Below are 12,975 nucleotides of genomic sequence, written 5' to 3' on the forward strand. Positions count from 1 at the left end.
GTAAATTTATTGGCCGCCTGCTTTGGCTGCTAATTCTTTGCCCATTTTATCAATTTTGTTGAACGCATCCTCAATGGATTGCTGGCCGAAGGTTACGGCTTCCATTTCTTTCTTGTACGTATCGACCCATTCCGAGAAACCTGCTGCTGGTGGATAGAATGGCAAAGCTTTGTCCAATGAAAGATCGTAAATCTCTTTGCCCAGCTTATCCTTGTTCTCAAGCGTTGGCTCGAGCGCATTGTATACTTCCGGATTAATCGGAATCCCGCGCGTAAGGCCTAGCGCCTTTCCTGCTTCTTGATCAGCAATAAACCATCTTACGAATTTTTTCGCTTCATCCTTATTTTTCGAGTTTGCGCTGATGCTAAGGAAGATCGTTGACTGAGCCCAGCCGCCGCCTGCAGGGCCGACCTGCATGTTAACCACGCCAACTTTGCCTGGCATAAGCTGCTCTAAAGCGCTTACAGAGCCAGTGGTCGCGCCTCTGGTCATGACGACGCCTGAGGCCATAGGGTCCGCTTGTGGATCATTTTCAAGGAATGATGCCGCTTTCTCGGCTGGAGGGACAATTTTTGCTTTACGGAATTCTTCATAGGTTTGATAGAAGGTCATAAACAATGATTTGTCGAGCGTAAATGTTTTGCCGCCATCGGACATAATCGGAGGTTTGCCCATGGCCGTTTGATAATAGTTGAATGCATCCCAAGTCGTCGTATCGCCAATCGGATATTTGCCTTCCGGCAGCTTTTCTCTCGCGTCTCTGGCCCATTGGAAATACTCCTCATACGTCCAATCCTTGTGCGGGAGCGGTATGCCAAGCTGCTCAAGCTCCGGTTTGTTAAAGGCCATCCCTTGTGCATTTTGACTGAGTGGTATGCCATACAGCTTGCCGTCAATTTGTAAATTAGCGATGACCGATGGATCTACAATTCCGCTCAAGTCAATATCGGAGAGATCCTCCAATTGCCCGCGCGATACATATTCCTGGATATAAGCAGCATCCATCTGCAGCACATCTGTAATCGACTTCGACGCAGCCAGTGTAGGAAGCTTCTGCCAGAAGGCATCCCATGCCATAAATTCGGGCTTAAATGTAACGTTTGGATTTTGTTTGGTGTAAATATCAAGTGCTTTTTGGGTTGCTTCATGACGGGCATCAGGTCCCCACCACATGATGCTCAGCGTTGTATTGCCGCCTGCTGGCTTTTCTTCTTTATTGCCTTGCTCCGTGTTGCTTTTCCCGCCCTCGTCGGTTTGCTTCCCGCCGTTATTTCCCCCGCCACCACTGCATGCCGATAATATCAGCAGCATTGCAAATATTAGGAATATCGTGCTTCTTGACCAACCTTTGACCATTCTGAGTCATCCCCTTTAACCTGTTAAAATATAAAGCGTTTAACCTTTCAAGCCTGTTGTAGCTATTCCTTCGACAAAGTGCTTCTGCGCAAGGAAAAAGATAAGTACCGAAGGGAATATCGACAGCAAGGACATGGCTAGCAATTGCCCCCACTGAATGTCGAACTGGTCAATAAACATGCGTAAGGCTAAACCGACGGTAAATTTATCGATGGAGCTTAAGTAAAGCACTTGGGCAAAAAAATCATCCCAGCTCCAAATGAACGTAAAGATCGCTACAGTGACCAGCGCCGGTTTGAGCAATGGCAGGACGACACGCCAAAAGATGCCGTACACACTCGCGCCGTCGATCGTTGCCGCCTCATCAAGATCTCTTGGAATGCCCCGGATAAACTGGACTAACAAGAAGATAAAGAATGCCCCGCCGCCAAAAAAATGAGGCAGCACGAGCGGAACATAGCTGTCAACAAAACCTAGCTTGTTAAAGAGAATATACTGAGGAACAACTGTAACTTGTCCCGGAAGCATCATCGTCAGGAGCAAAATGGAAAACCAGAAGCCACGAAGCTTAAAGTTCAGCCTTCCAAAGCCATAGGCAACGATAGCCGCTGTAGCTACGCCACCAAGAACGTTGCCGAGCTCCATCAACAATGTATTTCCAAAAAAATGAGCAAACGTATATTCCGAAGAGAAATGCCAGCCCTTCCAGTAATTGCTCCACATTGGTGTTGAAGGCCAAATCGTCGGCAAGCTCAGCTCCTCTGTTTTTTTCAAGGAAGCCCCTGCCCACCAAATGACCGGATATAGCATCAGAAAGGAGAAAAGGGTTAGATACAAATGGCTCGTCAGCTTAGACCGCAGCGAATTCATTTCGGTTTCCCTCCGTCCGACTCGTAAAATACCCAATACTTCGAAGCCGCAAAATTAATAATCGTCAATAACGCCACAATCGTCAGCAGGATCCACGCCAGCGCGGAAGCATACCCCATCTGGTAATGCTTGAATGCTTTCTCGTACAGGAACATGGCATACATATAGGTAGAGTTGATGGGTCCGCCCTTCGTGATAATAAAAGCAGAGGTAAACGTTTGAAACGACCCGATAATACCGAGCACGAGGTTAAAGAACATAACGGGCGAGAGCATCGGCAGCGTGATACTGATGAATTTCCTAAATTCCCCAGCACCGTCTACCGAAGCCGATTCATAAAGCTCCTGGGGCACCTGCTTAAGGCCTGCTAGAAAAATCACCATCGTTGAACCAAACTGCCAGGTGTTAAGCAGGATCAGTGTTCCAAGCGACGTATCCGGATTGGATATCCATCCAACGCCCTCGATGCCAAACCAGGCCAACACCTGATTGATATACCCATCAATTCCAAACATATTGCGCCACAGAGCAGCTACCGCGATGCTGCCCCCGATCAGGGACGGAAAATAAATGGCTGTCCGGTAAATATTCATTCCTCGAATGTTTTTGTTAAGCGCCAAAGCGACCATTAGCGAGAAAAACAGCTTAAGCGGTACCGAAAACAGGACAAACATAAACGTTACGCTAAGCGATTTGGTAAAGGTGGTGTCGGCCGTAAATATTTTCGTGTAATTGTCCAGCCCCGTCCAAACCGGTTCCTCCAGCAATGAATAGTCGGTGAATGATAAATAAAAGGATTGCGCGATCGGCCAAAGCGTGAGCAGCAGAAAGCCGATCAGCCATGGGGATATAAAAATGTAACCTGCCGCTAGGTTGGATTTTGTTTTCTGGCGTGCGGTTTTGGTTTGCCGGCTGCTTGTACGCGTCTTTTCCGTATGCGCTGTCTTCACCTCGTTCATTCCTCCCCTTCCTCTCGTCCGCGGGTTTACCCTTTGCTAAGCGTTCTATGCTCGCAAGAAGCTCGTTACACCTGCTGGATAACGTTCCCTTACTTTATACGAAAGCGGTTACATCGTTGAAGGTGAATAATTTATGAATTCGTTTGATTTTATATAGTGTGAAAAATTCATAGATGGCGGGCAAATGCCTTAAGAAAGTCGCATCGACAAATACAGCAACGTCCCTAACAATAGAGATAGGAAACGGGGCTTAGGCCTGACAATCACGCTAGCGAAAGAGGTGCTCAAATGAAATTCGATAACCCGGAAGATATCATTCAGCTAACGCCGCTTTGGGAGGGTGAACGCTTTCCTAACGGTCGGCCAAAAGTATCCGAGGACGTGCTGCGCCGCATGCGCAAAATTACGCTGGAGGAGGCCTGGGGCCCACTCTGGAACAGAGGTTACACCTTTCAATTTGAGGGTGATTTCAAAATCATTCATCCTAAGCAAACGATGGTTGGACGCGCGGTTACGGCGGTCATGGTGCCGAAGCGGCCTGATTTGCATGAAACCCTTCTTAACTACGGGCACGAGCAGGAGGAACGCAAAGGCTTCTTCAATCAGTGGGTAATCGATACGCTGGTGGAGGATGACGTTGTCGTCGTTGATATGTTCGACAAGGTGCATCTGGGTACTTACGTAGGTGGAAATTTGTCGACAGCGATCTCCACGCGAACAAAGCGCGGCGGAGCGGTCATCTGGGGCGGGATTCGCGATAACCAGCAAGTGGTGGAAATTGAGAACATCAATGTGTTTTATCGGGGCAGTGATCCGACCGCCATTGCGGACGTAACGATGGTAGGCATGAACGTGCCGACGCGCATTGGCAAGGCGATCTGCATGCCTGGCGATGTTGTTCTCGGTACGCCGGCCGGGGTTATCTTTATTCCTCCCCATCTGGCGGAGCTTACCGTCGTGCAAGCGGAAAAATCCCAGGTTCGGGACGTATTCGGATTTATTCGCTTGCGCGACAGCGTCTATACAACGGCACAAATCGATGCGGCTTGGGACTTGGCGCTGTGGACGGACTTCCTGGATTGGTTCGAAAATGAGGGGGCTGCGGCTGAGTATCGGCATTTATGCTGGACCTCCGAGCTAGAGAATGTGCGCGCGACGGAACGTAATGGCCCTCAAAGCGATGTTCGTCTGTAATACAAATAAGGACTCTTGTCGGCAGCGTCTTTGCCAATAGAGTCCTTTTTGGTGCCATCCTCTTATTTGCCGACCGAATCCCTATATTCGCTAGGCGAGAGTCCAACCTTCTTTTTGAAAATTTGGCTAAAATACCGCGGATCCTGATAGCCCACTTTTTCAGCGACCTCATAATTTTTGAAATGTGTGCTCTTGAGCATGTCCTTCGCTTTGTCAATCCGGATGTCCGTCAAGTGCTCGATGAAAGTTTTGCCGGTATTCATTTTGAACAAGAGACTTAAATAGGTCGGGGTCATGTATACCTTTTGGGCGACGCTTTGCAAGGAAGCATATTGGCATTCCTGCTCCATGTGGTGAATCGTCTTCTTGATAATGCTCCGATGGCTTTCCTTCTGGCCATGCATCAGCACATCCTTTAACCCGATCAGAAAATGGATCACGTATTGCTTAATTTCATCAAGCGTAGCAAGCTTCACAATCGACACGACATCGAATCTTTCGTAATCAATTATGTTCTCTGCTTCGGCAAGCACGCGTTTCTCCACGCCAACCAGCAGCCTGACCGTCGTATCGTATATGTTTTGCGTGTCGATGGGTCCTTTGCGCAGCATCTCTTCATAAAAATTCAGGACGCATTGTGCAATCTCCGACTCTGATTCTGCAGCTTTGTAGGTGTCGAATAGCTCCTTCTCCTTGTCGGAGGGGTATTGCAGCAATGATTCATAATTGTCAAGTTCGCTATAATAAATGATCTTGCCCGTCCCACGGTAAAATTTATGCTGCAGCGCTGCCGAGGCTTGTCTATAGGATTGCGCTATATACTGTAAATGGCTGCAGGGCTTTCCTACCCCGACATTAAAGGGTTTTTGGAAATAGTCTTTCAGCATAGACTGGATCGCGTTGATCGCTTCTTTGGATACCCATGAGAAGAGCCACCCTACCCTACCCTCTTCGTCTACAAATACGACGCTGCCATCGGATATCTTTTTGTGTAGAAAATCACGCATGCGCTCCAAGTAAATAATTTTCTCATGCTCATCATGGAAACAAAAGGCAGGCTCTAGCAAGGCTAGAGCTGGGAACGTAAAGTAAGGGTTCAGCTGCAGCCGCGAAAAGCTCTCTTTCACATCAGGCCTCGCTATATTTGCATTGGAAACCAAATTCCGTAAAAAACGATCCCTCATCCACGTTAAGATGACATCCTCTTTAAACAATAATCCTTCACTCAGCATGCGCCATTACCCCTTTTGTAAGGTTGACTTGCGAGATGCTTGATTTCATTTTTAACCAAGATGAATCATTTTGTAAGAATGCATATGCTCAATAAACGTTTGCTCGGCCAGGTCCGCGTCACCAGAACGCAGCACCTCAATTAATCGAAGATGCCAATCCGCAAGTCCGTCTGTTTTATAATGACGGTTGGAAATGGCCATGAAACGCATCACCTTCATCCGCATTTGGTTCCAAAGCTCCAAAATCATGTGGTTGTCACAGCGACGGTAAAAGAAACCGTGAAATTCCATATCCAGCTCCAATATGCTCAAAATATCATTTTGCTCATGGGCCTCATGCATTTTGCGGATAATTTCTTCAAGGTAAGCATAATCAGCTACGGTGAGCTGGCGCATCGTCTGCCTTACAGCAAATCCCTCGATAATTTCTCGAAGCTCGAATATATCTTTAATTTCCTTTGAAGTAATCGTGGACACGACCGAGCCCTTATTCGGAATACCCGAAATAAATCCTGCGGATTTGAGTCTCTCCAGTGCTTCACGAACCGGCGCTTGGCTGATATTGAATTTTTTGGCAATTTCAAGCACGAGCAAACGCGCCCCCGGCTGCAGCTCGCCCGCAAGAATTTCTTTTTTTATCGTCGTGTAGACATGCTCGCTAATCGAGTTAACGGGTGCATAAGGGACGTTTCCATACATCAATCTCACCTCTTTCGGTTCACATTATCGATTATCGATAATCTAGTTTTAAAAAAGAAAGCGTTAACAAATCGCTCCAAAAAAAATTACTTTGTCCTGCCTCCCCCATTGGGTCGGATTATCGATAATCTGTTGCTTACCGTTATTATAGAACTTATTACCAGCCAAAACAACCGATTAATTTGTCGAATGCCACACAATTTTAAAATCATTTGGTTACCAACCATTTATTTATATCGCGTATCTAGTCATCCCCCCTAGAACAGCATATAATAGAGATTGGTTTATATCCGATATAACTACTTGGACAAATGGAGATATGATGATGAATGTAAAGCATCCGACGATAAAAAAACAAGTGTTTGATTATATTATTCGCAATGGATTAGTGTCTAAAGCCGCGCTAATGGAACGCCTGACGGTTACAAGCACAAGCTTGTCTCGACTGCTGGAAGAACTGCTAAGCGACGGATTAATTCTCGCATCCGAGCTGGGCCGCTCCACCGGAGGACGAAAGCCGATTTTATACCGGGTTAACCCCGGTCACCGCGCTGTTTTCGGACTTGAAATTTCCCGCTTCAGCTCCTCCATCGGCCTTTACGACCTCAACCTAAAGCCGTTGGCGTTCGAGAGATGGAAGATGGATGAACACATGACGCCGGAGCGGTTGCTGTCGAAAATTACCGACATGGCTGAACGAATGATGAGTGAGTGCGGCGTTGAGCGCGAGAAAGTGATCGGTATTGGGATTGGTGCTGTTGGACCTTTAAGCCGCGAGGATGGCATTATGCTGCAGCCGCGCTACTTCCCTGCCGACGGCTGGAGTAATGTACCGATTTGCGAGTGGCTGCAAGAGCGGCTAGGCCTGTCCGCGCTGCTCGATAACGGAGCTAATACGGCGATTATCGGGGAACACTGGGCACTTCGCAGCGAAGAAGTCAGGCATATGGTTTATGTGCACGCGGGTGTTGGCTTGCGAACCGCTATGCTCTCCAACGGTCAAATTGTGCGTGGCGCCGTAGACATGGAAGGCTCCTTCGGGCAAATGATCATTCAGACCGATGGCCCAAGACTCGGCGATGAAGGAAATTATGGTGCGCTTGAGGCGCTGGTTTCCATACCTGCCTTGGAGAAAAAAATTCGCTCACAGCTTAAGCTTGGCCGGACAAGCTTGCTCTCTGGGTTTCCTCCGGAGGAAGTCCAGTTCGAAGCGCTGCAGAAAGCTTTTATCCAGAAGGACGCTCTCGTTACCGAGCAATTTCTGCAAACTGCAACCTATCTGGGCATCGGCATTGCCAATTTGATTAACATTTTGCATCCGGAAGCGGTTATTCTCGGCGGTCCGCTCGTCAAGGTACACAAGACCATCTATGATACGGTCATTCAAGTGGCGCGGAGCAACATCTATTATTCGCAGCAATACGAGCCTAAATTTACGCAAGGCCAGTTGACGGAGGATGCCGTTACAGCTGGAGCCGCTATTATGGTTTTGCAGGATTGGGAGCTCAATTAACGGTAAATTACTTGAACCATGTACATCATAGCAAAGCGCCATAGAAACCCTATCCTCACGAGAGAATATAGGGCTTCCTATGGCGCTCTTTCATTCAAACGCAACTCATTGCCAAGCCTAAACTAATAACGCTGGAAGCTCGCTTAAATGAGCAATTTCGTAGGTAGGCTTTGCAGAGGTCGAATTCAACTTATGGCCAGGGTTGAACCAGCAGGTATCAATGCCGTAATTGTTGCCGCCTAGGATATCGGAAGTTAATGAATCACCAACAATGAGAACTTTGTTCTTTTCGGTAATCATTAACTTATCGAACGCATAGTCGAAAATACCCATATGCGGCTTGGAATAACCCGTATCCTCGGATATTATAATATGCTCGAAGGAATTCGCAAGGCTTGACCTGCCGATTCGACTATGCTGTGTCTTCTTGATGCCGTTAGTGATAATAGCAAGCCGCTGGCCTTTGGCAAGCAGCTCTGTGACAAGAACATCCGCCCCGTCGATCAAAAAAGAGCCTTCCCCTAAAAAATCGACATAACGTTCACTAAAATGAATGGCATCAAGATCAGCTTGGATTTCCACAAATAGCTTTCTAAATCTTTCGTGCCGTAAAAAATCAAGCGTTACTGTACCCTTCTCATAATCATGCCACAGCTGCTGATTGACGCTTCGATAGAGCTCTACATGCGACTGCATGAGCTCTATCTGATGCTCCAAGAAGGTACTCTTCAGTGCATGTGCCTCCGCGAGAGCATAATCGAACAAGGTGTCGTCCGCATCGAATAAAATCACTTCATATTTCAATTTACAAGTCTCCTATTGCTTATATTCTTCTTTATACCCAAGGGTCTTATTTTATTGATTTGCAATATTAATTATTTTGCTCAAGATATTGGTAAACCGCCATCATTTCTTGTTTATTCAACTCACGGATTCGATTAAAAATAGGGATTTCTGCCACAGCCTCAATATTTAGGCTATCCGTAACCACATCGCTTACTTTGCCCGTTAACCATCTTTGCACGTCTACGCCTTCCACAATTTCTGTGCGCCCTTCATCATTGATGCCACTGGCATAACAACTGACACAAGGCACCGATAATTTAAATACGCCATCATGCAGCCCGTCTTCCGAAATGACTCTTTTCCCTTTGCAGAAAGGACATGGTTGACTTGCTTTAATCTTATTAATTAAGGTAACAATTTTTTTGTAACCAAATGCTTCATAGACATACGTCAGTTTCTTGTATTTTCCATTGGTGAAATATTGATCTATGATGGTTTCTCTCGTTTCGGAGATATTAGCAAAGTCACAGACGGTAATCCGATTATGAAGGCTGATGGATTCGATACTGCTGCTAATACTGCCCCAAAATGGCAGGACATTTTGCAAGACCATTTCATAGCCCGCAAAGCTTGCCAGCTCTAGTTCAAGCATTTTTAGCGCGACTTGCGTTTCCCTAGGCAATAATGAGACTTCTTCCGTCAAAACCATATCACTGCCGACGATCGCTTTCACTTTTTCAAGTACCTGTAGTTTCCCAACAATGTTCATTGCTTGCCCAAGAGGCTGCTGAATAATCTCGCGAATATCCGTTTCGCCAAAGGTTAGCTTTTTATGATGCTTTAGTACGGTTCCTTGGCAGATGGGACAGCTGATTTTGTGTTTGGATTGTTTGATATGCTCTTTAATGATCGATTTTGATACAACCATATACATGCCAATGATGTGATTAAAGCCTTCCCAGGTCCTTGTTGCTTTAGCGGCTTTATCATAAAATGACTTTTCCCAATATCCATACAAAAAAGTATGCTTTTCTGCTTCTGTCATTTCATTATAGCTTTTGCTTATGTCTTGGCCGAGCTCATTCTTAATCTCATCAAAGATGAATTTTATTTTTGGGAATTGATAAAATTTTAAAATATCCATTGCATCCGGATGCAATAAGCCATCCCAGAATGGCACGGATTTGTCCTGTATAACGATATCAAAATCAAATTTTTCAATGACTCGACGGCCTGAGCAGCACGGACAATGATTGGCTTGGTTATAGAAATCGAAGCTATTCGTATCTTTATTGGTTGGATGTGCCGCTACGATATGATTGATCAAGCCGCCAATTTCATAAAGAAAAGTATATTGGCTATACAAGTGCCGTTCCAAATCAATGGCAATGACGGGTGCAATGGTATCCGATTCATATTCGCCATAAATTAGGCGGGCCATGGAAGATAGGCTTTTTAAGATGCCGCCTTTATAGACGTTTTCGGCATTTTTGAAATAGGCAATAGGGTTATCTTTTAAATAATGGATTCCGCTTTGTTGATGGAGTGTAGAGGGGATTTTCAGTGTAGCCGCTGTATCCTTGTTGTTTTGATGACGATAATATTCATCATGACTGACTACCTCAAGTTGCTCCACGGGTTCAAGCTGTCTTTTGCCAAAATCAACGATAAAATCAGAGCTTTCCAACATATACGAATGATGTTCTATCATGATAATGGAGACGGATTCATCTTGCAGAATGACCCTAACGCTATCCATAAATTGATTTAAAATGTTTTGTGATAAACCTTTTGAAGGCTCATCAAAAATAAAAAGCGTATGTGGGTTTCTTGAACCCGCAAACAGCTCAGAAACTAAATGGACGCATTGAAATTCACCCGTGGACAAGGATTGTGTTTTGCGTTCCAACGTCAAATAACCAAGTCCGAGTTTGATCAATAGGCTCAAACGTTTATGAGCGATGTCTTCATTTGGCAGTTCATCAATGATATCTTCAATCGAGCGCTGAAAAATATCATCAATATCTTCGCTGTATTTGGTGAGCTTTCGTTTAATATCAAGGAAGGTCGCAACGGTAGACCGGCTGGTAATCGATTGGTTTCGGTCTTGCCCAACTATTACCAGTTTATCCTTCGGATATCGCTTTAGAAAATCTTTGGCCATACACTCATTGACGAGCGTAGATTTACCGCAGCCAGACTCCCCTGTAAACGTTACAAGCCGATTTTTGGGAATTTGAATCTCGGCTATTTGAATATTTCGGCAATATAGATCGTTAAATTGGTAATAGTCGGTTGGAGCTGCTTGATTCCGTTCCCCATAGATCGGTTTTGGGCGTGGTGACTCTTCAACGATTTTCCCGCCGTATTTACCGCTGCCAGGCCCAAAGAACAAGTGCTCGTCCGCTGCGCCGAGTACCGTATCAGAATGGTCAATGAGCCAAATTTGATTCTTATGCCCCAACTGTTTAATCTCGGCTAAAATTTTCAATAGGGTTTGGTGATCAAGTCCAACGGAGATTTCATCAATGATAATTACCGTATTTTCACTGGTTGCCATGAATTCTGCCAAGTAAAGCCGCGTTACTTCTCCGCCTGACAATGTACCCATAATCCGGTTTAATGTTAAGTAACCAATATTCATATTGATTATATTTTTCAGGATGTTTTGTTTACCCTCGCTAATCTTTAAAACCTCTGCTAGGGAAAGAATGGTTTCAACGCTTAACTCATTGATATCGGAAATACTCTGCGCTTGGTTAAATAATTCAAAGGTATACTGCTCAACTTCTTGATTGTAACGCTTTCCCAAGCACTTTTTACATTCGATATTTTTAGTCGTTCCGCGGCCTTTGCAATCCGGACACCAGCCTAACTCATTATTAAATGAAAAAACTTCCGGAGAAAGATTATATTTTTCAGCAACAGCAACACGAATTTCTGTAAATACGCCAGTATGTGTGCCAATGGTTGATCGTGGATTCGAAGAAATGGATGATCTGCCTAGGAACAGTACAAGCGGCATTTCTTCCATCTTGATGGCACTGAAATTCGTTTCCATAATAGTGGGAAATAAATACTGATATTCCGCTTTTGGCAATAAGGATACGAGACGTTTCTTGGATTCTTCCCCAATGCTTTGACAAAATGTGGTCTTTCCCGATCCGGATAAACCAGCGATCCCTAATGATTTATCTACTGGCAGTACTTCGTCTAATTTGTTAATATTGTTCGCGATTAATTGATTTATTTTCAAAGCAAATTACCCTCCATTCTCTAAAGCTACCCATAAAAAAAGAGCGCAATTCTTACTACGGAATTGCGCTCTATCGTTGAAGAATAGTTTATTTGTATCTTTCAATCCTATAAATAATATCCATTTACAGTTCTGCTAAAACGGTTCCGAGCTGTCCACCGAAATTTTTCCATGCATAGGTTGCTCCCTCGATGGCTCCTTGGCGGGCTTTTGTTTCTTCGCTAAATCCGGTTTGATCAAGATGCAGGTGGACCGTTCCATCTGAACCTTCTTTCAATGTCCATGTGATCGTGGTGCTTTCTCCTGCACTTAACCAAGTGTAAGATAAAGTATGAGGCTCGTCCACTACGAGTACCCCACTATCTACTATTCCGTTCCACCATTCGGATGGCTCTGTCCTAAACTGAAATTTATGTCCAACGACTGGTTTAAAATCATTTTCCCAGACCCATTTCGCAAGCATATCCGAATCGGTTAAAGCGTTCCACACCTTCTCGATTGAGCTTGTAAATTGAAAATCTAAAGATACATCGGCTTTCATTATTTTTCCTCCAATAAACGTTTTAGTTTAATGATATTTTCTTTCCAGAATCCTTCGTAAAAAGAAACCCAGTCTTGTATTTCTTTCAATGGCTTGGCATTCAACCTGTATCTCGTTTCTCTACCAACCTTTCGTGCAATGACGAGATCAGCATCTTTAAGGATAGCCAAATGCTTGGAAACGGCAGTGCGGCCCATTTCAAAATGAACCGTTATCTCATGAAGGGGCAAGTCTTCAACATTAGCTAACAGTTGAAGCAATTTTCTCCTAGTTGGATCGGCAACAGCGTCATAAACATCCCTCATTTGACCGCTTTCGTCCAAAATCACCCCCACCTTTTCAGTAATATTTCCTGTCTAGTCACCGATTATCCTTCATAACACGCTAATAGGACACCTTTTGTAGTCACATTGATTATAGGACACCAAAAAGTGTCCTGTCAAGTCGCGGAAAAAAAGACAAAACACCCACATGGATGTTTTGTCTTTCGGCAGCATTAGGAATCCTTTGATCTGTTGGCCATATCGATGATCATTACGATAAGCACGAGTAGTTGAATGAGCACTTCA

Annotated in this window: 11 protein-coding genes; 2 read left to right on the forward strand and 9 right to left on the reverse strand. The window is 44.9% G+C overall.

What is annotated here, in order from left to right; translation table 11 throughout:
• Nucleotides 1-6 precede the first annotated feature (6 nt).
• Genes E0496_RS08870 through E0496_RS08880 form a run of 3 tightly spaced genes read right to left on the reverse strand, consistent with a single transcriptional unit; the run spans nucleotide 7 to nucleotide 3,185 of the window.
• A complete protein-coding gene (locus E0496_RS08870; RefSeq protein WP_141501227.1) occupies nucleotides 7-1,356 on the reverse strand; it encodes an ABC transporter substrate-binding protein in 1,350 nt (449 codons plus the stop codon).
• A 39-nt stretch (nucleotides 1,357-1,395) separates the two neighbouring features.
• Nucleotides 1,396-2,226: a carbohydrate ABC transporter permease gene (locus tag E0496_RS08875; RefSeq protein WP_141501228.1), complete on the reverse strand. Its 831-nt coding sequence runs from the start codon at nucleotides 2,224-2,226 to the stop codon at nucleotides 1,396-1,398.
• On the reverse strand, nucleotides 2,223-3,185 hold the full coding sequence (locus E0496_RS08880) for a carbohydrate ABC transporter permease (protein WP_141501229.1): 963 nt from the start codon (nucleotides 3,183-3,185) through the stop codon (nucleotides 2,223-2,225). Before E0496_RS08880 ends, E0496_RS08875 begins: the two co-directional genes overlap by 4 nt.
• Nucleotides 3,186-3,473: 288 nt before the next feature.
• On the opposite strand from E0496_RS08880, the gene E0496_RS08885 reads away from it, so the two are divergent.
• Nucleotides 3,474-4,379: an RraA family protein gene (locus E0496_RS08885; RefSeq protein ID WP_141501230.1), complete on the forward strand. Its 906-nt coding sequence runs from the start codon at nucleotides 3,474-3,476 to the stop codon at nucleotides 4,377-4,379.
• 62 nt (nucleotides 4,380-4,441) lie between these two features.
• Here E0496_RS08885 and E0496_RS08890 read toward each other — a convergent pair whose 3' ends face one another.
• Both E0496_RS08890 and E0496_RS08895 read right to left on the reverse strand, forming a co-directional pair.
• Entirely contained in the window at nucleotides 4,442-5,611 is a 1,170-nt protein-coding gene (locus tag E0496_RS08890) for a helix-turn-helix domain-containing protein (protein WP_141501231.1), read from the reverse strand.
• 51 nt (nucleotides 5,612-5,662) lie between these two features.
• Entirely contained in the window at nucleotides 5,663-6,310 is a 648-nt protein-coding gene (locus E0496_RS08895) for a GntR family transcriptional regulator (protein ID WP_141501232.1), read from the reverse strand.
• A 325-nt stretch (nucleotides 6,311-6,635) separates the two neighbouring features.
• On the opposite strand from E0496_RS08895, the gene E0496_RS08900 reads away from it, so the two are divergent.
• The gene (locus tag E0496_RS08900; protein ID WP_338325832.1) at nucleotides 6,636-7,823 is read left to right on the forward strand and encodes an ROK family protein; all 1,188 of its coding nucleotides are present in this window, start codon (nucleotides 6,636-6,638) and stop codon (nucleotides 7,821-7,823) included.
• 117 nt (nucleotides 7,824-7,940) lie between these two features.
• Here E0496_RS08900 and E0496_RS08905 read toward each other — a convergent pair whose 3' ends face one another.
• From E0496_RS08905 to E0496_RS08920, 4 genes are all read right to left on the reverse strand, one after another.
• The gene (locus E0496_RS08905) at nucleotides 7,941-8,627 is read right to left on the reverse strand and encodes a YjjG family noncanonical pyrimidine nucleotidase (protein ID WP_141501233.1); all 687 of its coding nucleotides are present in this window, start codon (nucleotides 8,625-8,627) and stop codon (nucleotides 7,941-7,943) included.
• Nucleotides 8,628-8,694: 67 nt separating this feature from the next.
• A complete protein-coding gene (locus E0496_RS08910) occupies nucleotides 8,695-11,865 on the reverse strand; it encodes an ATP-binding cassette domain-containing protein (protein WP_141501234.1) in 3,171 nt (1,056 codons plus the stop codon).
• 124 nt (nucleotides 11,866-11,989) lie between these two features.
• Nucleotides 11,990-12,406, reverse strand: a complete 417-nt coding sequence (locus tag E0496_RS08915) for an SRPBCC family protein (protein WP_141501235.1) — start codon at nucleotides 12,404-12,406, stop codon at nucleotides 11,990-11,992.
• Complete coding sequence (locus E0496_RS08920) at nucleotides 12,406-12,711, reverse strand: ArsR/SmtB family transcription factor (RefSeq protein WP_421923669.1); 306 nt, start codon at nucleotides 12,709-12,711, stop codon at nucleotides 12,406-12,408. Before E0496_RS08920 ends, E0496_RS08915 begins: the two co-directional genes overlap by 1 nt.
• Between the last annotated feature and the right edge of the window lie 264 nt (nucleotides 12,712-12,975).

This window comes from Paenibacillus luteus (assembly GCF_006542765.1).
Lineage (GTDB): Bacteria > Bacillota > Bacilli > Paenibacillales > Paenibacillaceae > Pristimantibacillus > Pristimantibacillus luteus.

Excerpts from the sequence above, each read along its gene's own strand:
- E0496_RS08870 (WP_141501227.1), bottom strand. The coding sequence starts at position 1,356 with ATGGTCAAAGGTTGGTCAAGAAGCACGATATTCCTAATATTTGCAATG.
- E0496_RS08875 (WP_141501228.1), bottom strand. The coding sequence starts at position 2,226 with ATGAATTCGCTGCGGTCTAAGCTGACGAGCCATTTGTATCTAACCCTT.
- E0496_RS08880 (WP_141501229.1), bottom strand. The coding sequence starts at position 3,185 with ATGAACGAGGTGAAGACAGCGCATACGGAAAAGACGCGTACAAGCAGC.
- E0496_RS08885 (WP_141501230.1), top strand. The coding sequence starts at position 3,474 with ATGAAATTCGATAACCCGGAAGATATCATTCAGCTAACGCCGCTTTGG.
- E0496_RS08890 (WP_141501231.1), bottom strand. The coding sequence starts at position 5,611 with ATGCTGAGTGAAGGATTATTGTTTAAAGAGGATGTCATCTTAACGTGG.
- E0496_RS08895 (WP_141501232.1), bottom strand. The coding sequence starts at position 6,310 with ATGTATGGAAACGTCCCTTATGCACCCGTTAACTCGATTAGCGAGCAT.
- E0496_RS08900 (WP_338325832.1), top strand. The coding sequence starts at position 6,636 with ATGAATGTAAAGCATCCGACGATAAAAAAACAAGTGTTTGATTATATT.
- E0496_RS08915 (WP_141501235.1), bottom strand. The coding sequence starts at position 12,406 with ATGAAAGCCGATGTATCTTTAGATTTTCAATTTACAAGCTCAATCGAG.
- E0496_RS08920 (WP_421923669.1), bottom strand. The coding sequence starts at position 12,711 with ATGAGGGATGTTTATGACGCTGTTGCCGATCCAACTAGGAGAAAATTG.